This window comes from Cohnella sp. SGD-V74 (genome assembly GCF_003001675.1).
Lineage (GTDB): Bacteria > Bacillota > Bacilli > Paenibacillales > Paenibacillaceae > Cohnella.
The window spans coordinates 375,195-398,493 of sequence record NZ_PVYW01000001.1 but is presented as its reverse complement, the minus strand read 5'-3'; the positions used below and the strand labels follow the sequence as shown (position 1 = coordinate 398,493).

The following is a 23,299-nucleotide window of genomic DNA, read 5'->3' as shown; positions in this document are numbered from 1 at the left end:
AAATAAGAACAGGGGATATCCCTAGTCATCTTTTATGACTTTGGGGAATCCCCTTTTGCTTGTTTACGGACGAAGCTGCGGGCATCTGTGCTAGAATGGTGGGAAAGCGCATACAAGAGGGGGAGACGGATGAGGATCGGCCGGTTCAAACTTCCGACGCGTTGGCGCAGTATCCGCCTGCCTTACAAGCTGGTGCTCGTCTACACGCCGCTTATATTGCTTCCCGCGCTCGCGGGCATTTATTATTTGACGGAAAGCTATACGTCCTCTTCCAAGGCGACAGCCGCCGAATACGCGACCGACCTGCTCGGCCTGATGGGGCAGAAAGTCGACGACCGGATGAGAAGCTACGAGCAGCTCAGCAAGCAGATCATGACGGATGGAGAACTGCTGAGGCTGGCGAAGACGGAGCCCGAGTCCGCCTATGACAGGTTCAAGGTGGAGAGCGCGATTAACGAGAAGCTGAACGTGCTCTGGCTGGGAGCGGACCAGAACAGCTATATCCGCTCGATCAAGATCGAGACGCCGGGCGCCATCTACACGTACGGCAAAAACGCCATAGATGAGTACAACGTGCGCGATCCGGCCTACCGGGCGGCGGTGGGGGAGATGAAAGGCGGAGCCAGGTGGTTCGCCCCGCAGACGTTCGACGACGGCTACACGAAGTTCCGGGCCTTCCGGCTCGGACGGACGATCCGCGACGAGAAGCTGAACGAGCTGGGCACGTTGACGCTCGTCATTCGCGTCGAGGCGATCGGCGATATTTTCCGGCAGACGAAGTTTCAGGAGGATACGGCGCTTAAGCTGCTGGACGAACGCGGAGAAGCGCTCGTCGACAACGAGGTGTCGATCGACGAGGCCAGAAGCGAGCGGCTGCTGTCGTTCACGGACGGCCAGTTGGGCAACGGCTGGACGCTGGCGGTGCAGATGCAGCTCGACCGGCTGTACGAGCCGATCTACCATACGGTCAGGCAGGCGCTGTTCATTTTGTTCGGATGCATTCTGCTCGGTCTCGTCGTCACCCATCTGCTGGCGCTCGATCTCGTCATTCCGATCCGCCGGCTGACGCTGAATATGAAGATGGGCATCAAGGGCGTCCGTCCGGGCAAGCTGAAGCGATTCGGCGGAGCGGTGGAAATCGTCGAGATGAACGATACGTTCATCTCCATCATGTACGAGATCGAACAGTTGATCGACGAGGTCGCCAAGCAGGAGAAGAAAAAGAAGGACGCCGAAATCCGGGTGCTGCAGAATCAATTGTCGCCGCATTTTCTGTACAACACGCTCAATTCGATCCGGTGGATGGCGATGATTCAGAAGCAGGACAACATCAAGGAGATGGTCGATTCGTTGAACGCCTTGCTTACCTATGCGCTTCGCGGGTCGGGCGATCCCGTGTCTCTGGCGGACGAGATCGCGATTCTGCGCAATTACGTCGCGATTCAGAAGGTGCGCTATCAGCACTTCGAGTTCTCGACGAATGTTCCGGATGGGCTGGAGCGGGTCGAGGTGCTGAAGTTTCTGCTGCAGCCGCTGATCGAGAACGCGCTTATTCACGGCTTGGCGCCGTCGGAGCGTCCCGGAGAAATTATGGTGTCCGCCGCGTCGGAAGGAGATCAACTGTTCGTGACGGTCGAGGACAACGGAGTCGGCATGCAGAAGGAGAAGGTAGAGGCGCTCGTAAGCGGGTTGTTCGCTCCTCCGACCGATCGGCTGGGCGTGCGCAGCGTTCATGAGAGAATCCAGCTTCATTACGGAAAAAGTTACGGCTTGACGATACGGAGCGAACCGGGGGCAGGCACGTCCGTTACGGTAAAGGTGCCTTTGAGAATAGGGGAAACGACGGTGGAAAAGGGGGAGCGCTCGCATGCGTAAAGTGATGATCGTCGACGACGAGGCGCTCGTGCGGATCGGGCTGCAATCGATCATCGAATGGGAAAGCCGCGGTTACCGGATTGCCGGTGTATTCAAGAGCGGGGAGGAAGCTCTGCGCGCGGCGGAAGAAGAGGCGTTCGACATCGTGCTGACCGACATCCGCATGCCGGGAATGGACGGGTTCGCGCTGATCCGCGAACTGAAGCGGCTCGATCCGGGGCTTCGTTTTATTATTTTGAGCAGCTACAGCGACTTCGAATATACCCGCCAGGCGATTCAGGCCGGCGTGACCGACTATATTTCCAAATACGAGATGGAACCCGAGGAGCTGCTGCGCGTTCTGGACGCTCTGACGATCGGAGAGGAAGGGAGCTCGGGAGGAGAGCGCGTTCGAGACCGGGGGGCGGAAGCGGATGACTCGTTGGCCGACGAGAAGGCCGGACTGCTCGCGCGGACGAAGGAGCAGCCGGAAGGCCTCCTGTCCGGACATTGCCCGTCGCTGCTGAAGCGGCTGGAAGCGCTGGGCAGGTCGGCGCGCTGGCTCGTTCTGATGCCGCTGCCGAGAGAGTCGGACTACTCGCAGACGGAACGCAAAGCGATGGCGCTGCAGACGGAGGAGATCTTCTCCCGGCTGGACGGCCTGGAATACTTCGGAGAGCAGGACGGCATGCTGCATGGCGCCTGTGCGCTGGAAGCAAGCGATCCCGACGGGGAAGTTCGGCTGCGGCAGATCGCCGAGGAACTGACCGCGGCATGGGCGAAAAACCTGAACGTCTCGCTCGTCGCCGGAGCGGGAGCCTCCCTGCCGTTCGAGCGGCTCGGGCAGTCGCGAACGGATGCGGAGCGCGCCGCCCGGATGTGCTTCTACGAGGGAGCGGGCATCTACTTCGGAGAAAGCGCCGCATTGCGGGAAATGGGCGAGCAGGAATGGCTTGATCTGTACAGGCAGGCGAAAAACAAAATCGAGTTTCTTCACTTCGAGGAGCTGGGGGAAGAGATTCGCCGCCGTATGGCCGACTCGGCGGAACGGCTGCTGCCGTCCGAATGGGGAAGGATCGGCGAGATGATCGCGACCCATCTGATGAATCTGATGATCGAGCGCTACGAATTGGACCCGGAGAGCCTCCGCGGCCGGTTCGGGACGAATGCAGCGTTCCGCAAGGCCGGTACGAAAGCGGAGTTCGTCCGCATTCTGGAGGAGATGCTGGCGCGGGCCAAAGATGCGGCTTCGTCGCTGCAAGCGAGCCGGGGCTGGCTGGCCAAGGCGAAGGCGTTCGTGGAGAGCCGCTATGCAGAGCCGATCCGGCTGGAGGACGCCGCCGAGCGCGTCGGCTTCAGCCCGAGCCACTTCAGCCAGCGCTTCCGCCAGGAGACGGGGGAGGCGTTCTCCGACTATTTGACGCGTATCCGCATCCGCGAGGCGATCCGCCTCTACAACGAGACGGAGCTGTCCACCGAGGAGATTGCCGCCCGGGTCGGCTATTTGAACCCGAATTATTTTATTAAAGTGTTCAAGCGCACGACCGGACAGACGGTGAAGCAGTTTAAGCAAAGAAGGTAATTCCGGATAAATGGAACCTGAATCGTAAAATATGGAACATCACCCGGGGAACGGTCGCGTTCTTCGATTGAGATGGAACGTTCTCAGGCGATTGCTGCATGGAGCGCTCAGGTGCAATCGCTTACACTGTAGGAAGATCGCGATCTTGCCTACATTCCTACGAAAATCGGAGGGGTTTCATTTGAAGGGAAAAAGACTCGTTACCGCGCTTGCGCTGTTCGCCATGACCGGCGCGGTGCTGCAAGGCTGCGGCGGCAAGGACAATGGAAACGACGCGTCCAGTCCGTCGGCCAGCCCGTCGGGCAGCGCGCCCGCGGCCAACTCGCAAGCTCCTCAAGAAGAGAGCGTCACATTAAAGGTGTGGGGAGACTTGGGCAACCAAGCCGTACTGGAAGAGCCGTTCAAGAAGATCAACGCCGCCTTCGCGGCCAAGTATCCGAACATCAAGCTGGAGTACGACTTCGCGCAAAACGACCAGAGCCTTAACGTTGCGCTGCAGGCGAACGAGCTTCCCGACCTGTTCTGGGTGCAGGGAGACAAGACGGCGAAGATGGGCGAAATGGTCAAAAACGGCTTCCTGCTGGATCTGACTCCGTACAACCTGGATCTGTCTCGTTATGCCGAATCCGAGGTAACTTACTGTACGGTGGACGGCAAAATTTATTGCTCGCTGCCGTCGTTCTTCGATACGAACGTCGTGTACTACAACAAGGACTTGTACGAGAAAAACGGCCTGCAGTCGCCGACGACGTGGGACGAATTCGTCCAGGGTCTGGAAGCGCTGAAGGCCGCCGGATTGACGCCGATCGCGCTCGCCGGCAAGAGCGAGTGGGACCGCGCCTGGCCGATCTTCGCCTTCGCTCCGGCTTTCTCCAACTCGGCGCTGAAGGCGGCCCAAGCCGGACAAGGCAAGCTGACCGATCCGGCCGTCGCGGAGACGCTGCAGGCGTTCCGGGACTTCATCGACAAAGGTTACTTCGGCAAAGATTTCCTCGCCCAAGACTACGCGGCCGCCCAATTCGCCTTCACGAACGGCAAAGCGGCGGCGATCGTCGACGGAACGTGGGCTAACGCGACTTACGTCGATTCCGGCATCAACCTGGGCCGCTTCTCGATTCCAAACAAGGAAGGCAAGAAGGTCGTGCAGTCCAGCTACAGCAACTTCATGACGTATGCGGTGTCTTCCAAGACGGCACATCCCGATCAGGCGGTCAAATACATCGAGTTCCTGAATTCGCTCGAAGCGCAGCAAATTCTGGAAGACGCGGTAGGGCTCGTGCCGACGCTCAAGGACATTGTGGCGAAGGATGAAGGCGTCAAGGAGCTGGCGGTATTCGACGAGGCGGGCGTCAACATCTACAGCGTGCTGACCGCGCTGTCGTCGCAGGAGTCCAATGCGGCAGACGTGCTGATGAAGGACGTCATTCCGAAGCTGATGACGTCCGCGATTACCGGAGCCGAAGGCGCGGAAATTCTCGACAAAGCGGCCGCTTACCCGGCGCAGTAAATACGAAGACATCATCCGGTTAAAGGGGCTGTCCCGGTAGATAGAAGCTTGGGATGATCGATAGACAAAGAAGGGGGATGTACCTCCCGTAGACTGCCTCATACGCTCCTGAAATCACCTTGCAACGGGTTTGCCTATTCAAATTTCAGGAGCGTATAGCATCGGAGGGAGGTACATCCCCCTGTCCCCTTGTTTATCGATTATCTTGCCAAGAAGCTTTGTTAGCGTATGGGACAGCCCCTTTGCCGCGGGCAGAGAGGGTGTTACGGTTGACTTGGTTTAGAAAACGGCCATTTCTGTGGTTCATTTTGCCGGGCTTCGCGCTGTACAGCTTGTTTACCGTCTATCCGATCTTCTCGGCGTTCCAGATCAGCCTGAACCGATGGGACGGGATCGGGCCGAAGACGTTCGTCGGCTTCGCCAATTACGCCGAGCTGTTCGGCAACAAGGAACTGTTCGGGCAGCTGACCGGAGCGTTCCGGCACAGCGTCGTGCTGTTTCTGCTTAATACGCTCGCCGTGCTGCCGGGCCAGCTCTATATGGCCTATTTGCTGTACAGCCGAATCAAAGGACATCGCTTCTTCCAGGCGATGATTTTCTCGCCTCAATTTATCGCCACGCCTGTGATCGTGTTCATGGGCACGCTCATTTTCGACGGCAATATCGGCGTCTTTAACAAGCTGCTGGAAGCGGTCGGATTGGGCGAATGGACGAGACCGTGGATCGGGCTGCCGGAGCTCGGCATCTATATCGTCTGGATGATGGTCGCTTGGTCGGGCATCGGCGTCGGCATGATCTTTTTTCTCGGGGCGATGAAGATGATTCCGGTAGAAATGATGGAGGCCGCGCTGCTCGAAGGAGCGTCCTACTGGCGGAGATTTTTCAGCATCGTGCTGCCTCAGATCAAGACGACGGTGCTGAATATGCTCATCCTGACGTACATTTTCGCGATGACGATGTTCGACTTCAGCTTTATTCTGGGCGGCGTATCGGGCGGCATCAACCGCAGCGTGGACGTCATGGCGCTGTTCTTCTATCGGATCGCCTTCGGCGACAACAGCGCGGTCGGAGGCACGATGAACGTGAACGCCATGGGGATGGGCACAACGATCGCCTGCGTCATGTTCTCCGTTATCTTCGTCGTCGCCGTCGTTCAAGTCGTCCTTACCTATCGCCGAACGGAGGATGGAGCATGAATCTGAAAGCGCGCAGAACGTACGCCAGCTCCGCGATCCTGTGGCTGTATTCCTCATTTACGCTGTTCGTTCTCGGTTATATGACCTACCAGGCGTTCCGGTCGAAGAAGGAGCTGCTGTCGAACACGTTCGGCTGGCCGGAAGTATTCAACTTCGCCAACTTCGGCAAGCTGTTCGCGGAAGCGGGCTTTCACCGGTACTTCTTCAACAGCGTCTTGATTCTGGCCGCCACTCTGCTGATCGTGATCGCGCTGTCGTCTATGGTCGCTTACGGGATCGGTCGGTTCCGATTTCGGTTCAAGAACGGGCTGCTCGTTTATTTTCTGATCGGCCTGATGTTTCCGGTGCAGCTCGGCATCGTTCCGATTTTCCTGCTCATTCGCGACATGGGGCTGATGAATTCGCAATGGGGCGTCGTGATCGTGCTTGCGTCGGGGTTGTCGATGCCGGTGTTTCTGTTGACGACGTTTTTCGAGAAGCTGCCGGCCGACCTGTATGAATCGGCGAAGATCGACGGAGCCGGGGAATGGACGACGTTCGCGAAGGTCATGTTCCCGCTGGCGAGCCCGGTCGTGTTCAGCATCTGCATCATTATGTCGGTGCAAATCTGGAACCAGTTTTTCGTTCCGCTGATTATGCTGCAGAGCGAAGCGAAGAAGACGATTCCGCTTATGATCATGAAGTTCACGAACAATCTGATGTACAACATCGACCTGGCGATGGCCGGTTCGGTCATGGCGACCGTGCCGATTCTGATTCTGTTCTTTATTTTCTCCGGCAGGGTGCTGGAAGGCGTTGCTTCGGGCGGTATTAAAGGGTAGAGAGACGCGGATAGGCTGGGAGGCAGAGAGATGGAAACGTTGAGAGCGCAGCGGCTTCGTACGGAACAGTTGGACGATCCGCTTGGGATAGACGTCGGGCGTCCCCGTCTTGGCTGGGTCGTCGCGTGCGGCAGAAGAGGAGCGGCGCAAAGCGCGTACCGGGTGCTGGTCGCCTCCAGCCCGGAACTGCTGGACGAGGACGAAGGGGATTTGTGGGACAGCGGAATCGTGGAGAGCGCGGCGACGCAGCAGGTGGAATACGAGGGGCGCGAGCTCGTCTCTGAGCAACGGGTGTATTGGAAGGTGCGGACTTGGGACGAACATGGCGTTGAGGGGCCCTGGAGCGAGACCGCCTGCTGGTCGATGGGGCTGCTGAGCAGGGACGAATGGAAGGGCGTATGGATCGGGTGGAAAAACGACGTCAAGCCGACGAAGGAAGCGCCCAAGCCGAACGTGTACATGCGAAAGAGCTTCGTCGTGCGCGCCGGCGTGCGCAGGGCGACCGTGTACGCGACCGCGCTTGGGCTGTACCGTTTGTGGCTGAACGGGCAGCGCGTCGGACGGGACGTCTTCTCGCCGGAATGGACCGACTACCATGTGCGCGTTCAGTATCAGGCGTACGACGTAACCTCTTTGCTGAGGGAAGGGGATAACGCAGCGGGTGTCCTGCTGGGGCACGGCTGGTATTCCGGCTATATCGGCATGTTCGGGTATCAGAAATATGGGATGGATCCGGCTTTTCTGATGCAGCTCAACCTTGAATATGAAGACGGCTCGCGGGAAAAAGTGACAACCGACGGATCATGGGCAGCGTCGCTCGGCCCGGTCGTCTCCTCGGATTTGCAGATGGGGGAGACGATCGACGCGCGAATGGAGATGCCGGGCTGGAACGCGCCGGGCTTCCCGGATGCGGCCTGGAGTCCGGTCGATGTCATGTACGATTACCGCGGCTGGATCGTCGCGCAGATGTCGCGGCCGATCCGGGAGACGGGAGAGCGGACGCCGCATAGCTTGCGATGGACGCCGGACGCGCGGGTGTTGATCGACTTCGGACAAAATATGGCGGGGTGGATTCGCGCAAGCGTGCGGGGAGCGGAAGGAACCCGGATCACGTTCCGGTTCGGAGAGGCGCTGGACGCGAGCGGCGAGTTGTATACGGACAATCTGCGCTTCGCCCGGCAGACCGATGTATACGTATGCCGGGGCGGGGACGAGGAGACGTTCGAGCCGACTTTTACGTATCACGGCTTCCGCTATGTGGAGGTAAGCGGGGACGGACCGTTCGAGCTGGGCGATGCGGTCGGCGTCGTCGTTCACTCGGATTTGCCGGAGACGGGGGAACTGGAAACTTCGCATCCTCTCGTTAATCGGCTGATCGAGAATGTGCGCTGGACGCAGCGGGCGAACTTCATGAGCGTGCCGACGGATTGTCCGCAGCGGGACGAGCGCCACGGCTGGACGGGGGACGGACAGATTTTCTCCGGGACGGCCGCTTATTATATGGACGTTTCGTCTTTCTACGCGAAGTGGCTCGTCGACCTGGAGGATGCGCAGAGGCCGACCGGGGCGTATACGGATTTCGCTCCGTTTATTTTCGGTCCGAAGACCGAGTTCGACAACGATTTTACTTACACGCATACGGCTTCGGCGGGATGGGCGGACGCTCCGCTCATCGTGGCGTGGCTGCTGTACGAAACCTACGGGGATCGGCGCGCGCTTCGCAAGCATTACGATTCGATGAAGCGCTGGGTCGAGTTCAATCGGGCGCAGTTCCCCGACGGGGTTCGCGACGACGTGCCTCAGTACGGGGACTGGCTGTCCGTGAACGAACGCCCGTTCGAGGAGCGGATCGCCGAATTCGGCCGCATGGTCAGCCACCATTCCACAACGCCCTACGATATTTTCTCGACGGCTTATATGGCGTACAGCGCCAGACTGATGGCGGACATTGCCGCAGCGCTGGGCGAAGAGGAGGACTGCCGGTCTTACCGGGAGCGGTTCGAACAGATTCGCGGCGCGTTCGTCGATCGGTTCGTGGACGAGGAAGGGCGGATCAAAGGAGATACGCAGACGGCTTACGCGATGGCGCTGGAAATGGATCTGTTGCCGGAGAGGCTGCGGGGGGCCGCGGTCGCGAGACTCGTCGGCAAAATTCGTGAGCTGGGAGACATGGCGACGACGGGCTTCCTCGGCACGAAGTTTCTGATGGACGCGCTCGTGCGGGATGGGCATGCCGACTTGGCGTTCCGTCTGCTGTTGCGCGAGGAGTACCCGTCCTGGCTGTACTCGGTGCGACAGGGCGCCACGACGATCTGGGAGCGTTGGGACGGTTGGACGGAGGAGCGGGGGTTTCAGGATCCGGGCATGAATTCGCTGTGCCATTACGCCTTCGGTTCGATCGGCGAATGGCTGTTCCGGCACGTCGGCGGCATCGGGAGCGGGGGCGCCGGCTTTGGGGAGCTGCTCATTCGGCCGCGGCCGCTGGGCGGATTGACGTTCGCGCGTTGCCGCTACGACAGTGTACGCGGGCCGGTTGCGACGGAGTGGCGGGTCGTGAACGGAGAGCTGCTGCTCGTCGTGGAAGTGCCGGCTAACGCGACCGCGCTTGTCTGCGTGCCGTCCGTGGAAGGCACGGAGGTGTTGGAAGGGAATGCGCCTGCGCGACTGGCTGCGGGTGTTAACGAAGTCGGCCGGGAGGACGGATGCGCCGTGTTCCGGGTCGGTTCGGGCAAGTTCAGCTTTGTGTCGCTGCTTCCGGCGTAGTTGGAACGGAACATCGGATAGGGAAGGGCGCATGAGCCGTCGTGCGGAGATCATTCGAAGGAGTGATCGCCGCGCGGCGGTTTCTTTGTTGCTGGAGAGGGGAAAAGCTGACGCGAAATTGGATTTGGGGGCAGACATAGTGACCAATGTGCTTGCTTCGTTAGTCGGTAGAAGACTACAATGGTAGAAACAGTAACATCATTGAATCATTCTATTCGCGGGTCAGTCTGCAATAGTCATAGAAATTCGGCGAGGTGCGAAGCGGTGAAGCAGGCGGAAGTAACGACGGTTATCTTGGCCGGCGGAGAAGGCAGGAGAATGGGCGGCCGCAATAAGGCGCTGCTGACGATCGGTCGGGAGACGATCATCGAACGCCAGCTTCGCGAAGCGGCGAAGCTGGCGGACGAGATCGTCGTCGTGGCCAACGATCCGGCGTTCGCCGAAAAGTTGCGGGCGACGGAGCCGTCCGTCCGGATCGTGTCCGACGTCTACGCGGGAGAAGGTCCGCTTGCCGGCGTGCATGCCGGATTCCAGGCCGCCGCGTTCCCGTATATTTGGCTGCTGGGCTGCGATCAGCCGTATCCGAGCGCGGCCGCTGCCGGTTACTTGCTCGGCCGGCTGACGAGCGGTCGGGCTCAAGCGGCGGTTCCCGTAATCGGAGGAAATCTTCAGCCTCTCCATGGCGTCTACCGCAAGGAAACCGGTACGATCGCGGAAGAGCTGTTGCAATCCGGAATGCGCCGATTGCGGGATTGGATGGAGCGAATGGAACTGAGCGAGATCGGAGAAGACGAATTGCAGGCCGGCGGGCATTCGCTTGCTTTGGCCGAGGATATCGATACGCCGGAACAGCTCGCCAAGGAGAACGCCCGATGGGCGGAGCATACGCAGCAAAGGAGTTAGTGTCTACTATGCAGCAGACAGACACCCCCGAGCGGTTTCGCCGCAAAGCGATTCAGCCGGAAGAAGCGCAGCAAACGATACTGGATCATATTCGTGTTCTCGGCGCCGAGACTGTTTCTTTGCACGAGGCGTGGGACAGACATTTGGCTGAGGCGCTGATCGCGCCGCATCCGTTTCCGCCCTTCCGCAGATCGGGCATGGACGGCTACGCCGTACGCACGGCGGATCTGGAGCATGCCCGGCTTGACGGCCCGGCGGAGCTCGCCGTGCTGGAGAATCTGCCCGGAGGAACTGAGCCGAAGCATCCGATAGGTCCCGGCCAAGCGTCCCGGATCATGACCGGCGGCATGGTGCCCGAAGGGGCGGACGCTGTCGTCATGCTGGAGATGACTTCGTCTGGGGATCGGGAGGGCCGTGCATACGTGGAGATCGGCAAGTTCGTCTCGAGGGGCGCCAATATTTCCGAGATCGGCAGCGAGATTCGCGAAGGAGAAAAGCTGCTGCCCGCCGGACAGCGGATCGGGGCGGGGGAGAGCGCCGTGCTCGCTTCTTGCGGCTGCGCCCGCGTTGCCGTATCGCGTCGCCCTCGCGTGGCGATTCTGTCCACCGGAAGCGAGCTGTTGGAAGTGGACGAGCCGCTCGCGCCCGCGAAAATTCGCAACAGCAACTCGCCGATGCTGGCCGCGCTCGTACGGGAGTTCGGCGCGGAGCCGATTTTGCTCGGCAAGGTGCCCGACGATGCGGAGGCAGCCGGCAAGCTCGTGCGTGGGACGCTGGCCGAATGCGATCTGCTGCTGACGACCGGCGGCGTATCGGTTGGCGATTACGACGTCATGGTCGATATTTTGGCGCAGCCGGACGTGAAGCTGCTGTTCAACAAAATCGCGATGCGGCCCGGAAGTCCGACATCCGCGGCGCTGTTCGGTGACAAGCTGGTGCTCGCGCTGTCCGGCAATCCGGGAGCGTGCTTCGTCGGCTTCCACCTGTTCGCCGTCCCGGCGCTGCGCCGTATGCTTGGCACGGAACGGCCGCTCCATCCTTCGTTTACGGCATGCTTGGGCGAAGATTTCCCGAAAGTAAACGCCTATCGCCGCTACATTCGGGCCAGCGCCGAGATCAGGGACGGACAAGTATGGGTAACGCCGACCGGGGACGATAAATCGAGTCTGATGACGACGATCGTCGGGGCGGACTGTCTGATCGAAATTCCCCCGCTCAAGGAAGGGCTGAAGCGGGGACACCCCGTGAAGGCGTGGAAAATAAGCCGGTAGCCGGGAGGAGACGGACAGCGATGCGCATTATTCAAATCGTCGGATACAAAAAATCGGGCAAAACGACGTTGGCGTGCGAGCTTATCCGAGCCTTCGCCGCCGAAGGCCGCAAAGTCGGCACGCTTAAGCACGACGCCCATCAGTTCGAGCCGGAGCCGCCGGGCACGGATACGTGGAAGCACCGGGAGGCCGGCTCATCGGCGACGGCGATCGTTTCGCCGACGCGAACCGCCTGGGTGCTGGAGCGGACGACGCCGATTGAGGAGTTGGTGTCGCAGATGAGGCTGCGTGATCTCGATGACCTGATTATCGAAGGCTTCAAGTCCGCGCCTTATCCGAAGGTCGCGCTTATTCGGAACGACGGGGACGCCGATTTGCTGCAACTGTCTAACGTCGTCGCGATTGCGCTTCGCAAGCCGCTTCCCGCGGTGGAGGAACGTGCGGCCGCTATGGGCATTCCCGTCCTCGTTCTCCCCGCCCCCGATTCGTCGGAGCGGCTTCTCGCTTTTCTCCGATCGTAAAAAGCAGTTGCGCCGGCCCGTCCGGCATGTTACGATAATGCCAATAATAAGGTTCGGTCGTGAAGCACACGCCGCTCGTTCTCCAGCCGGAGAAGGGCGGCTTTTCTGTTTTCTCGACGAATTTTTCATGGTGAGGGGAGAGGGCAGCGTATGGAGCACGACCGTCTGTATAAGGAATTGCTGCGGCATTTTTTTAAACTACGACAGCAAAATTAACTAGCAATGCAATTGATCCAACATTTTCTCTAATCCGCTGGATGTGTTCCTTCCTATTAAAAATAAGGAATTGTCAGGGGTTTTTCTTACGGACGATCCAGTTGACGCCGAACACGAGAATGAAGCCGACTACGGATTGATAGACGCCGACAGCCATTGCTTGGAAAGGGTTGCCGATCGTACGCAAAGCTCTGAACACATAAGTAGCGATAACGTCGACGGTCGGGTACAGCAGGCCGTTGTCCTTAATGATGGCATAAATCATATCGAAGCTGCCGTACATCACTTTTCCCAACGCGAACAGGGACAGAATCGACACGGTAGGCATGAGCAGAGGGAGCGTAATGCGCCGGATTTGCTGCCAGCGGTTGGCGCCGTCAATTTGCGCGGCCTCGTACAGCGTTCCGTCGATTCCCGTGATGGCCGCCAAGTAAATGACGAGCGAGATCCCGACATCCTTCCATATGTTCGGCCCCCACCAGAATCGCCACCCAATATTGCGGAGAAGAGTACCAATTCACCGGCTCCATCCGAGTACGACGAGCGCCTTGTTCACTAATCCGAAATTTGTGGCAAACAAGCTGTAGATGACATAGCCGATAATGACCCAGGACAGGAAGTTTGGAAAAAGAATCGTCGATTGCGTAATTTTCGAAAGCCATTTGTTCTTCAGCTAGTTAAACAGAATGGCCAGCACCAGCGCACACAGCGTACTAAAGACGATAAACAATACGTTAAGCCGCACCGTGTTAAAGGTAACTTGCATCAACGAGTTCTATATGATCGACGAGACTTACTCCAGCATCGCCCGCAAAGTGACCGAGATGGAGCCAGCCGTGGCGGTTGCCCGCAAGAGCGGTCTGTTCAAGTATTTGACCGGCAGCCAGACCGATCTGACCGACCGGTTTTCCGAGCCGCTGGCGGGGTCTTATTTTAACGTAGTCGTGCTCGGGATTTTGCCGCAGTTGAACGAAGCAGGCGAGCCGGCCGAAATGATGAATCAGGCGCAAGCGGCAGTCCGGATCATAGACCAGTTTGTCGCCTCGCTGTACGGAGCCGACTATCATCATGCACTCTACATGCTGCAGCAGCTGCTGACGGAGTTGAACAAGCAATATAATCTGATGGGCTCGGCAGTCGGCGAGCAGCGGGAATTGTTCGCGCGCATGGCGTTTCACGCCGTTTCCTATGAAACGTTGGAGGCGTTCGCGGCGGATTTGGCGGCCTTGTGCCGCTGCATCTGCGAACAGATGGAAGCCAAGACGAAAAACCGCAACACGGACCAAATGAGCACAATCAAAGCGTATATCGCCAAAATTATTGGAAGCTGGACATTTCCGTCGACTTTTTGGCCGATTATGTCGGTCTAACGCCAGGCTACTTGGGCAAGCTGTTCAAAGCGCAGTATCAGCAGTCGGTTAACGATTATTTGAAGGACGTTCGACTGGAGCTGGCGAAGCGAATGCTGCTGGAATCGACGGAATCGGTCCAGGCAATCAACGAGAAGGTCGGCGTTCATAATACGACTTACTTTTTTACGCTGTTCCGGAAGAAGTACGGCATGTCGCCCGCGCAGTATCGCAACGACGCGATCCTCCACAGCAATCAGGAGGCGGAACCCGGAGAATGGCAGGCCATTCTCATAAAGTGAATGAAATCGAATTAAATCTAGCGGCGGCTATCGCAGAATTAAAGGGATTCGCAATTTTTGAAGTTTACCCGCGCTTGCCGCCTTGATTATGATGGGGACGGTTTCATCGAAAGGACCATCATTACAAAAAAGGGAGCGTATCCGAATGAAAAAAGTCTGGTTACCGATGGTTGGCTTGCTGGTCGCTTTATCCGCTGTAACTTCCGCTTGCAGCTCGTCGGAGGACGGCAATGCCGCCGGGGGGATACGGGAAGCGCGGAAAGCAAGGAGGCCGCTCAAGAGAACAACGGCGAGAAGAAGCTGGTCCGATATGTCATGCCGGGAACGGCGCCTCAGGATCAGAAGGCGGGCGAAGCGGCGATCAATAAGAAGCTGGAGGAAGACGGACTGAATCTCCAATACGAGGCGATCTATATTTCTTGGGATGTGTGGGATCAAAAGACGAACCTGATGATGTCGACAGGCGAAGAGCTCGAGCTGATCCACATTATGCAGGACAACAAGGGCCCGAACGTTCTAGCCAGCAACGGCGGCATCATTCAGATCGACGAATATTTGGACGAGTACGGTCCTGAACTCAAGAAGAGCTTGCCGGATTGGATATGGGATACGGTCAAAATTTTGGGTAAAATTTATTCTGTGCCGAACTACTGGCTGGACAGCGCTTATGCGGACGGCATGGTTACGGTTCGTCAGGATTTATTGGAGCAAAACGGGCTGCAGCGCCGAAATCGGCCGACGATTTGTTGAAGCTGGCCGGATGCGAACAAAAATGTGTTCATTCGAACGCTGAATACCGAGCCGGCTTATTACTTGCATCCTATGTATGTTACGTATCCTTTTACCGTATTTCAAAATCTGATTCGAATCGATCAGCAGGGCCAGGTCTCCTCGTGGATCGAGAGCGAGGAATTTAAGAAAGACGTTGCCTTCTTCCGCGAGGTCGCCGCATCCGGAAGCGGCCGTTCAGTTTCCGAACTGGGTGTTCAGCAGCCAGGACAACTTTGATCTTGTTCTGTACGGACCGGAAGGCGAATATTGGAAAAATATCGGAGACGGGTTAAAAGAGGATTTGAAGCTCGACAGCAACGGAGCTCCGGCTTATCAGGTCGCCTCCTGAATGCTGGGACATGTGGAGATGATTCGCTGGGCGGCCAATACGCATCCGACGATTCTGAAATACCGGGCGAGCCAGAGCACGGACGCCGTCAACAGTGTGACGCTTGGGTTTAACTTCGATGCGTCCGAGGTAAGCGTGGAATATACGAATACGCTGGCGGAGTTTAATACAAGCATTTTGCCGATTAAGTTGGGACTGCTCGATTACGAGACGGCGTTCCCTGCCGCTTTGAAGAAAATGAAGGCTGCCGGACTGGATAAAGTGGTGGAGAAATATAACGAGCAGTTCTAGGTTTTTTTGCAGGCTAAGCAGTAATTGGAGGAGTATCGCGATGGAACTTTATCGGGAAGAAGCGGCCTCTATTGAGGCGCGGGTAGAGGACTTGCTGGGCAGAATGACTCTTAAGGAGAAGGTCGGCCAGCTGAATCAGCGGATGTACGGCTGGAATGCCTATCGCAAAACGGAGAACGGCTTCGAGTTGACTGAAGCGTTCATGGAGGAAGTCGCTGCGGGCGGCGGGATGGGGGCGCTTTACGGCCTCTTTCGCGCCGACCCGTGGTCCAAGGTGACGTACGAGAACGGAATTACGGCGGCGGACAGTGCGAAGGTCGCCAATCAGATTCAGCGCTATCTCATCGAGCATACGAGGTTAGGCATCCCGGTAATGCTCTCGGAGGAATGTCCCCATGGGCATCAAGCATTGGACGGGACGCTGACGCCGACCAATATCGGCATCGGGGCAACCTGGAATCCGCAGCTCGCCGAGCAAGCCTACGGGCAGGTTGCCGCTGAAATCCGGGCGAGGGGCGCCCATCTGGGCTTGGTGTCCACGCTTGACCTGCTTCGTGATCCGCGCTGGGGCCGTTCCGAGGAATGCTTCAGCGAGGACCCGCATTTGACGGCGCAGTTTACAAAAGCAGCTGTTCATGGGCTTCAGGGTTGCCGACAGTCCGGGGGAGAAGCGGCCGGGCAAGATCGGGCGGAGCAAGACAAGCTTGCGCCGAACAAGGTGGTTGCGGTGCTCAAGCACTTTTGCGGGCAAGGTGCGGGCGAAGGCGGGATGAACGCTTTTCCGGCGTCGATCGGCGAGCGCGAGCTGCGCGAAATTCATTTGCCTGGCATGGAAGCCGGCGTAGAGGCCGGAGCGCTCGGCTGCATGGCGGCCTACAACGAAATTGACGGCATTCCTTGCCATGCGAATCGCAAGCTGTTGACCGGCATTTTGCGCGAGGAATGGGGCTTTGACGGGATTGTCATGGCCGACGGTACGGCGGTCGATCGTTTGCTCGCTTTGACAGGCGACTATGAGTCCGCGGCAGCTTTGGCCTTAATTGCGGGCGTCGATATCAGTCTGTGGGACAAGGCGTTCAGCACGTTGGAGCAGGCCGTGCTGCAAGGGAAAGTGCAAGTGTCCTTCATCGACCGGGCCGTCAGGCGCGTGCTGCAGCTGAAATTCCAGCTGGGCTTGTTCGAGACTCCGTATGCAGCAGAAGAAACGGATGCGGAGATCGTGGGCAACGAGACGGCGCGTCAGATTAATTTGCAGTTGGCCAGAGAAAGCGTCGTGCTGCTGAAAAACGAAAACCGGCTGTTGCCTCTTGGCGCCGATTTGCGTCAAATCGCCGTGATCGGCCCGAATGCGGATGCCCTGTATCATCAGCTAGGCGACTATACCGCCATTCAGCGTCCGAACTCCGGCACGACGGTGTTGGAAGGAATACGTGAGTTGGCTGGAGATGCGAAGGTGGTCTATGCCAAGGGCTGCTCCGTTCGCGGCGATTCGCGCGACGGCTTCGCCGAAGCGGTGGAACTGGCGCGACAGTCCGAGGTTGCCGTACTGGTCATGGGCGGCAGCAGTGCGCGCAATTTCGAGCTGAAGTTCGATATTAACGGCGCAGCGATCGTGGAGGACGGACAGCCGTCCGACATGGATTGCGGCGAAGGCGTCGATCTGGCCGATTTGCGACTGGGCGGCGTGCAGTCGGAGCTGATTCGCGCAATTGCCGCAACTGGAACGCCGATCGTGCTTGTGCTGATTCAGGGCAGACCGCACGCCATTGCCGATGTGGCCCCGGATTGCCAGGCCATCCTGTCGGGCTGGTACCCCGGACCGGAGGGCGGCAGGGCGCTTGGCGAAATTTTGTTCGGCGCCGTGAATCCAAGCGGGAAGCTGGCTGTTACGATTCCGTATTCGTCCATGTCTCTACCGGCGTACTACAATCGCAAGGACCAGGGCTACGAGCCGAGATACGCGGATTGTCCGCGGCCGGTCTTGTATCCGTTCGGGTACGGGCTTAGCTATACTGAGTTTGCTTATTCCAATATGAGAGCTGCCTCGTCAGAACGGACTCTTAGGCAACTGGCGGCCGGAGAGCGCTTCGAAATCGCGATCGATGTGGAGAACACGGGGACGATGGCCGGAGCGGAGGTTGCGCAGCTGTACATTAAGGACATGGAAGCCAGCGTGACACGGCGCGTGAAGGAGCTGAAAGGCTTCCGGAAGATCTGGCTTGAGCCGGGCGAGAAGCGTACTTTGAGCTTCCGACTGACGGCCAAGGAGCTTGGCGTCTGGAACGTCGACATGGCCAACGTTGTGGAGGCCGGCCGGATCAAAGTAATGATCGGCGGCGATTCCGAGCCGAGCTGCAGTCTGATGCTTCGTGTGACGGAGTAATAGGAATGAGGAGGGGGACCGGCGCGAGCCGGTCTCTTTTGTTGTTAATGTCCGGGAAATTTTTTAGGCGGAAAACCCGCGTTAATAGTTCCGCTCGCCAACATTTGGGATTTAATACCAGTTTGTCATATGACAAAAAATATGACTTCCTTCTCTGTGCACTCGAAGAGCCGAGGCGTAGAATGAAGCCGATGCCGAAGAGTTGTAAACTTTCGGCTGATTTGCGCATGGAAAGAAGGAAATGAAGCTAGTTATTCCATTTCAAAGATTCGTCGCCTGTTTGTTAGTGTTCGCGATGGCGGCGACGAGCTTTACGACAGCGGCATTCGCGACAACGCAAGGAGAAGGACGCGGTGCCGATTACAATGCGGAGCTGTGTTTAGCGGCTTTATTGGCCTTACTTTGCATAATATTCTTCTTTGCATAAGGCGGGGTTATCTCACCGTTACTGGCTCTGTAAGAAAGCAGAAATGCACATTCGGGAAGTGGTAAAGGAACGGTTTGTACCGCCGAACATGCGACACATTTCGTTCCAGGAACATGTGGACTGGCTCAACCCGAGGATTCAAGGATGGAAAAACGACTATGCGACACCCTATAGCGCGAAGTGGATGACCAAGTTGGATTGGTATATCCGAGAGACCAATGGCGTTTGCGAGCGCGTTCATACCGGAGACGGATGATAAAGCAAAAAAGTAAATTACGAAAGGAAGGGAAGGAAGAGATGAGGTACTTCGTTCAATCAATGAAACAAAAATGTAGAATAACCCAATCTTTGCGGTCTTTTTGCCTAGCGATTTTGCTGATCTTGCAGACGATGACGTTCACCGCTGCTGCAAATGCGGAAAGCGCACTTGGCTATTCCGGGACGGCAGAGGTGAGCGAGTCTGGAACACCGGAGGCGACTGAACCGTCGGAACCTGAGAAGGCCCATAAATCAGACATAAATTATGGCGGTAATAAGCCGAACAGTATTTTCGGAGAAAATAATCGGCTTGAAGATTCTCAGCCGACGCCTGTATACACCATCACAAAGAAGGCTACCAGCAACTCTACCGAGAACGGTTTTATGAATCAGACGAGTTATACGGAGGGGGCGATCGAGTGGCAGGTGGACATCGCTGCGAAGGATACTTTTGACGACAGCATTCTGCTGTCACTGGAGGGGCTGAAGTTCTACGACGCACTTGATCTGACCGAGGCGGGCCCTTATGTGGAAGGCTCCTTCAAGGTGAACGGTCAGGCGGCAACCCCGGAAGGCAGCACCGCGAATGCGCTGACGTATACCTTCCCGCCAGGCATTGGCAGCAAGGCGACTGTTACTTTCAAGACTTGGATTCCCAAGGAGAAGTACTATCGTGAGTATAACCCCGGTGATGCTGGGTGGCAGACCATCGCAAATGCTGCAGAGTTGAGGGATTCGTCGGGTCAAAAGCTGGATTTCTCGAATTCGTGGCGCGTTGCCCTAAAGTCCGACTGGATTCAGCATGTCGGCACGCTGAACAAGCCGGTGAATCCTACGGATCCGTCTACCATTACATGGACAATTGACGTTAATAAGAATTATAACAAGCAAGGCCTTAAAAGTTTTACCATTACTGATGCTTTGCCGGGTGGACTTGCCTTCAAATCGGCCGCCTATCAGTTATGGGATAACGGGACAAATGATTGGTCCGCAACCAAAACGCCGATTACCCCCGACGCAGGCAGTGTGTACGCCCTAGGGGATGTAAATGGCCCAATCCGACTGGTCATTGTGTCTGAAGTTATTGCTAGTACCAGCTATACAAACAAAGCCATCGCCCAGTGGAAGCTGGATGGCAATCCTGTGCAGGACAATGACCAAGCAACTGTGTGGGCCACCTACACGATCCACTCACCGCCGACGATCACGGGCCACCCGAGCAGCGCTGTAATTGCTGCCGGGGGAACCGCGACTTTCTCTGTGACGGCATCGAATGCGACGGGTTACCAATGGCAGGTGGATGAAGGTTCTGGGTTTATGAATATTTCAAATGGAGCGCCGTACAGCGGAGCGACTTGGTCGACGTTGACGATCACCGGGGCAACGGCAGAGATGAGCGGCTATGTTTACCGGGTAATCGCCAGAGGGTTGGCATTGCCTGAAGCGACGTCAAACGGTGCAACTCTGACGGTGACGGCGAACTCGCCGCCGACGATCACGGGCCACCCGAGCAGCGCTAGCATTGCTGCCGGTGGAACCACGACTTTCTCCGTAACGGCGTCCGATGCAACGGGTTACCAATGGCAGGTGGATGCAGGCACAGGCTTTACGAATATTTCAAATGGAGCGCCATACAGCGGAGCGACAACGTCGACATTGACGATCACCGGGGCAACGGCAGGGATGAGCGGCTATGTTTACCGGGTAATCGCCAGAGGGTTGGCATTGCCGGATGCGACGTCAAACGGCGCGACGCTGACGGTGAACTCGCCGCCGACGATTACGGGCCACCCGAGCAGCGCTAGCATTGCTGCCGGTGGAACCACGACTTTCTCCGTAACGGCGTCCGATGCAACGGGTTACCAATGGCAGGTGGATGCAGGCACAGGCTTTACGAATATTTCAAATGGAGCGCCATACAGCGGAGCGACAACGTCGACATTGACGATCACCGGGGCAACGGCAGGGATGAGCGGCTATGTTTACCGGGTAATCGCCAAAGGTTCGGCATTGCCGGATGCGACGTCAAACGGCGCGACGCTGACGGTGAACTCGCCGCCTTCCGCAGCTCCGGCTTATATAGCTTCAAGTAATGCGGAGCTGAAGTCGTTGACGTTATCGAACGGCGAAGGAGAAACGCTGACGTTATCGCCGGCTTACCGTGCGGATGTGTTAACCTACGAGGCCAACACGGATGCGTCTCAGATTGTAATCGGGACAGTTACGGATCACTGGGCGGCTAAGACAACGTATCGGCTGAACGGACAAGCCGTGCCAGCTGATTTGAAAGCCAATCTGAATGTCGGCAAGAACGAGCTGCTTATCCAAGTTCAAGCGGAGAATGGCGCGACTCGAATATATACGGTGAACATTACCCGCAACTCAGAAGAGACGACTTATAATGACACGAAGGGACACTGGGCAGAGCAGCAAATTAGACAGGCGGCACGTATGAAAATCGTCAACGGATACGAAGACGGTTCATTCGCTCCGGACAAGTCCGTCATGCGCGCGGAATTTCTCGTGATGCTTATGAATGCGTTGAAGCCGCAAACGGATGGTGCTGAGCTAGCGTTTTCCGACGCAAGCAGCATCGGAGCCTGGGCGCATAACGCCGTTGCGCAAGCATTGCAGGCAGGTATTGTTACGGGGTACGAGGACGGTACTTTCCGTCCTAATGGGGAGATAAAGCGCTCCGAGATGGCGGTTATGATCGCAAGGTCGCTTGGCTTGTCCGAAAATGAGAACACTGGCGGTATCGACTTTGCGGACGAGCGGGATATTCCGCCTTGGGCCCGAGGCGCGGTCGCCGCGTTGAAGCAGCTAGGCCTCGTCAGTGGTAAAGGCGCGAACGTGTTCGATCCCACGGGTCTATTGACCAGAGCGGAAGCCGTAACGGTTATTCTGAACATGCTGACGCAGCAGAGCAAGTAAGTTATAAAGGGGGCGTTACCCTGAAGATTGTGAACTATCGGCTTCAGGGTAACTCCCGTTAATGATAAGTACCCGACACATAACTCCTTGACGGTTCAAGGTAAAAGTTCGGGTACTTCTCTACGAAACGCACAAATGGGGTCAAGCATGGGAGCGGAAGCGGCTTAAATTTCTTTTTTGTATGGAAGGGAAGGAAGAGATGAGGTACTTTGTTCAATTACAAAAATTCGTAGCTTGTCTGCTAGTATTTGTGATGATAGCGACAAGTATTACGGCGTCGGCATTTGCTGCAACGCCCGGGGAAGGACGCGGCGCCGACTACAATGAACAGGATTGCGAAACTGGAACAGCTACATCATGCGCAACGGAGAAATGATCGTCCTGGTACAGGATGCACTCCGCCAGCCACATGTCATTTCACGTTTGCGTTCTGTTTCCTTTGAAGCGTATGAAGCCTGCAAGCAGCGATGGGACAATCGACTATCTGGCGTGATTCAACGCAAGCAGTTCAATCGCGATCCTGATGCCTATCTCAGCGGATTAGAGAAAATGTGGGATCAATTACATTGCTAGTTGATTTTGCTGTCGTAGTTTTTAATTCGTTTATGGAGCTGTTTTTTCCTTCTATCTCCGGCTCCATCGATTATTCGCATGTGAAGTTTTTGTCCGAGGAAGTGTTCTCGGACGTCGTGCGGGGGAACGACGGGAAGAGTCGATATTTTGATCGAGACGCTGCTGATCGAGGAGGAAGGGCCTTTGCGGCCAAGCAAAAAGAAGCGGGGGCTCATTATCGTTCATCTGGAGGCGCAATCTTACTATCAGCTTACTTTTCCGGAAAGAATGTTTCTCTATTCCGGCAAGCTGTACGAGAAATACCGCCGGCGAATCCTTCCCATCGCTATTATCGGCCATCGGCGCAAACAGGAGGAGCCTTCCGAGTTCGGCTGGCGGTTTCCGTTTCTCGACGTGATGACTTTCCGCTATTTGAAGGTGCAGTTCCGGAGAAGAAACTGGCGGGAGTTTATCGAGCTGGATAACCCGGTCGCTGCTGCGCTTTTGAGCAGTATGGACTATAATAAAGAGGAACGCGTTCAGGTGAAGCTCGAGTTTTTGCGGATGATTGCCCGGATGCGGCTCGATCCGGCGCGGATGAAGCTGCTGGCTGTATTTTTCGAATCGTATATGCAATTAACCGAAGCCGAGGAACAGCGGCTGATGGCAACGATAGAACGACAACGCCTGGAAGAGGAGGGGAAGTTGATGGAATGGATGACTTCTTGGGAACTCAAAGGGATAAAAAAGGACGGCAGGAAGGCCGCGAAGAGGGGATTAAGGCAGGCATTCTCAAAGGGAAGACGGAAAGCAAGCAGGAAATCGCCTTGAAGATGCTGGAGAAAGGCTTCGAGACGGCGACGATTCGCGAGCTTACCGGTCTGTCCCGCCAGAAAATCCGGAAGCTCAGAGAATCATTGAGGGAAGAGCGGGAGGAAGCGGACAGGAGCGTGCGGGAGCAGCGTTTGGGCGAAGCGTATGCCGAACCGCCGTATGAGCGCGATTTCGCGGAATCGTACGATTCTCCGGATTAGAATTGACAAGTCTCG

Annotated in this window: 20 protein-coding genes; 19 read left to right on the top strand and 1 reads right to left on the bottom strand. The window is 57.1% G+C overall.

The features are described 5' to 3' along the window. Positions 1-129: 129 nt before the first annotated feature. The 9 genes from B0G52_RS01845 to mobB all read left to right on the top strand — a co-directional run bounded on the left by B0G52_RS01845 (position 130) and on the right by mobB (position 12,418). Complete coding sequence (locus B0G52_RS01845; protein ID WP_094041796.1) at positions 130-1,875, top strand: cache domain-containing sensor histidine kinase; 1,746 nt, start codon at positions 130-132, stop codon at positions 1,873-1,875. After that, positions 1,868-3,436, top strand: a complete 1,569-nt coding sequence (locus B0G52_RS01840; RefSeq protein ID WP_094041795.1) for a response regulator — start codon at positions 1,868-1,870, stop codon at positions 3,434-3,436. Before B0G52_RS01845 ends, B0G52_RS01840 begins: the two co-directional genes overlap by 8 nt. A gap of 181 nt (positions 3,437-3,617) precedes the next feature. Continuing rightward, positions 3,618-4,943 (top strand): ABC transporter substrate-binding protein, encoded by a 1,326-nt coding sequence (locus B0G52_RS01835; RefSeq protein WP_158223536.1) that lies wholly within the window; start codon positions 3,618-3,620, stop codon positions 4,941-4,943. Positions 4,944-5,212: 269 nt separating this feature from the next. Next, positions 5,213-6,139: a carbohydrate ABC transporter permease gene (locus tag B0G52_RS01830; RefSeq protein WP_094041793.1), complete on the top strand. Its 927-nt coding sequence runs from the start codon at positions 5,213-5,215 to the stop codon at positions 6,137-6,139. Beyond that, complete coding sequence (locus B0G52_RS01825) at positions 6,136-6,960, top strand: carbohydrate ABC transporter permease (RefSeq protein WP_094041792.1); 825 nt, start codon at positions 6,136-6,138, stop codon at positions 6,958-6,960. Before B0G52_RS01830 ends, B0G52_RS01825 begins: the two co-directional genes overlap by 4 nt. 30 nt (positions 6,961-6,990) lie before the next feature. Next, the gene (locus tag B0G52_RS01820; protein WP_094041791.1) at positions 6,991-9,723 is read left to right on the top strand and encodes an alpha-L-rhamnosidase; all 2,733 of its coding nucleotides are present in this window, start codon (positions 6,991-6,993) and stop codon (positions 9,721-9,723) included. Positions 9,724-9,987: 264 nt separating this feature from the next. After that, complete coding sequence (gene mobA, locus B0G52_RS01815; RefSeq protein WP_158223535.1) at positions 9,988-10,626, top strand: molybdenum cofactor guanylyltransferase; 639 nt, start codon at positions 9,988-9,990, stop codon at positions 10,624-10,626. 8 nt (positions 10,627-10,634) lie between these two features. Continuing rightward, positions 10,635-11,897 carry a molybdopterin molybdotransferase MoeA gene (locus tag B0G52_RS01810; protein WP_094041789.1) on the top strand — a complete coding sequence of 421 codons (1,263 nt, stop codon included), beginning with the start codon at positions 10,635-10,637 and terminating at the stop codon, positions 11,895-11,897. 20 nt (positions 11,898-11,917) lie between these two features. Beyond that, positions 11,918-12,418 (top strand): molybdopterin-guanine dinucleotide biosynthesis protein B, encoded by a 501-nt coding sequence (mobB, locus tag B0G52_RS01805; RefSeq protein WP_094041788.1) that lies wholly within the window; start codon positions 11,918-11,920, stop codon positions 12,416-12,418. Between the two features lie 289 nt (positions 12,419-12,707). Here mobB and B0G52_RS36065 read toward each other — a convergent pair whose 3' ends face one another. Continuing rightward, positions 12,708-13,064 carry an ABC transporter permease subunit gene (locus B0G52_RS36065; RefSeq protein WP_233162260.1) on the bottom strand — a complete coding sequence of 119 codons (357 nt, stop codon included), beginning with the start codon at positions 13,062-13,064 and terminating at the stop codon, positions 12,708-12,710. Between the two features lie 349 nt (positions 13,065-13,413). Between B0G52_RS36065 and B0G52_RS35495 the strand changes: the two genes are divergently transcribed. The 10 genes from B0G52_RS35495 to B0G52_RS36045 all read left to right on the top strand — a co-directional run bounded on the left by B0G52_RS35495 (position 13,414) and on the right by B0G52_RS36045 (position 23,284). After that, positions 13,414-14,004 (top strand): hypothetical protein, encoded by a 591-nt coding sequence (locus B0G52_RS35495; protein WP_158223534.1) that lies wholly within the window; start codon positions 13,414-13,416, stop codon positions 14,002-14,004. After that, positions 13,983-14,285 carry a helix-turn-helix transcriptional regulator gene (locus tag B0G52_RS01795; RefSeq protein WP_158223533.1) on the top strand — a complete coding sequence of 101 codons (303 nt, stop codon included), beginning with the start codon at positions 13,983-13,985 and terminating at the stop codon, positions 14,283-14,285. Before B0G52_RS35495 ends, B0G52_RS01795 begins: the two co-directional genes overlap by 22 nt. A gap of 207 nt (positions 14,286-14,492) precedes the next feature. Further along, on the top strand, positions 14,493-15,035 hold the full coding sequence (locus B0G52_RS36060; protein ID WP_233162258.1) for a type 2 periplasmic-binding domain-containing protein: 543 nt from the start codon (positions 14,493-14,495) through the stop codon (positions 15,033-15,035). 175 nt (positions 15,036-15,210) lie between these two features. Beyond that, positions 15,211-15,405, top strand: a complete 195-nt coding sequence (locus tag B0G52_RS36055) for a hypothetical protein (protein ID WP_233162256.1) — start codon at positions 15,211-15,213, stop codon at positions 15,403-15,405. Further along, complete coding sequence (locus B0G52_RS36050; RefSeq protein ID WP_233162254.1) at positions 15,406-15,696, top strand: DUF3502 domain-containing protein; 291 nt, start codon at positions 15,406-15,408, stop codon at positions 15,694-15,696. A gap of 40 nt (positions 15,697-15,736) precedes the next feature. Continuing rightward, positions 15,737-18,079, top strand: a complete 2,343-nt coding sequence (locus B0G52_RS01785) for a glycoside hydrolase family 3 N-terminal domain-containing protein (protein ID WP_094041786.1) — start codon at positions 15,737-15,739, stop codon at positions 18,077-18,079. 724 nt (positions 18,080-18,803) lie between these two features. Continuing rightward, positions 18,804-21,698, top strand: coding sequence for an S-layer homology domain-containing protein (locus tag B0G52_RS01770; protein WP_158223532.1), 2,895 nt, complete (start codon positions 18,804-18,806; stop codon positions 21,696-21,698). Between the two features lie 357 nt (positions 21,699-22,055). Continuing rightward, positions 22,056-22,271, top strand: coding sequence for a hypothetical protein (locus B0G52_RS35200; protein ID WP_143762495.1), 216 nt, complete (start codon positions 22,056-22,058; stop codon positions 22,269-22,271). 147 nt (positions 22,272-22,418) lie between these two features. Then, positions 22,419-23,081, top strand: coding sequence for an RpnC/YadD family protein (locus B0G52_RS01765; RefSeq protein ID WP_094041782.1), 663 nt, complete (start codon positions 22,419-22,421; stop codon positions 23,079-23,081). Then, on the top strand, positions 23,078-23,284 hold the full coding sequence (locus tag B0G52_RS36045) for a hypothetical protein (RefSeq protein ID WP_143762493.1): 207 nt from the start codon (positions 23,078-23,080) through the stop codon (positions 23,282-23,284). Before B0G52_RS01765 ends, B0G52_RS36045 begins: the two co-directional genes overlap by 4 nt. The last annotated feature ends 15 nt before the right edge of the window (positions 23,285-23,299 follow it).

Bases quoted from the DNA above. Each gene is read 5' to 3' on its own strand.
- B0G52_RS01845 (WP_094041796.1), top strand. From the start codon at position 130: ATGAGGATCGGCCGGTTCAAACTTCCGACGCGTTGGCGCAGTATCCGC.
- B0G52_RS01840 (WP_094041795.1), top strand. From the start codon at position 1,868: ATGCGTAAAGTGATGATCGTCGACGACGAGGCGCTCGTGCGGATCGGG.
- B0G52_RS01825 (WP_094041792.1), top strand. From the start codon at position 6,136: ATGAATCTGAAAGCGCGCAGAACGTACGCCAGCTCCGCGATCCTGTGG.
- B0G52_RS01820 (WP_094041791.1), top strand. From the start codon at position 6,991: ATGGAAACGTTGAGAGCGCAGCGGCTTCGTACGGAACAGTTGGACGAT.
- B0G52_RS01810 (WP_094041789.1), top strand. From the start codon at position 10,635: ATGCAGCAGACAGACACCCCCGAGCGGTTTCGCCGCAAAGCGATTCAG.
- mobB (WP_094041788.1), top strand. From the start codon at position 11,918: ATGCGCATTATTCAAATCGTCGGATACAAAAAATCGGGCAAAACGACG.
- B0G52_RS35495 (WP_158223534.1), top strand. From the start codon at position 13,414: ATGATCGACGAGACTTACTCCAGCATCGCCCGCAAAGTGACCGAGATG.
- B0G52_RS36050 (WP_233162254.1), top strand. From the start codon at position 15,406: ATGCTGGGACATGTGGAGATGATTCGCTGGGCGGCCAATACGCATCCG.
- B0G52_RS01785 (WP_094041786.1), top strand. From the start codon at position 15,737: ATGGAACTTTATCGGGAAGAAGCGGCCTCTATTGAGGCGCGGGTAGAG.
- B0G52_RS01770 (WP_158223532.1), top strand. From the start codon at position 18,804: ATGAGGTACTTCGTTCAATCAATGAAACAAAAATGTAGAATAACCCAA.
- B0G52_RS35200 (WP_143762495.1), top strand. From the start codon at position 22,056: ATGCGCAACGGAGAAATGATCGTCCTGGTACAGGATGCACTCCGCCAG.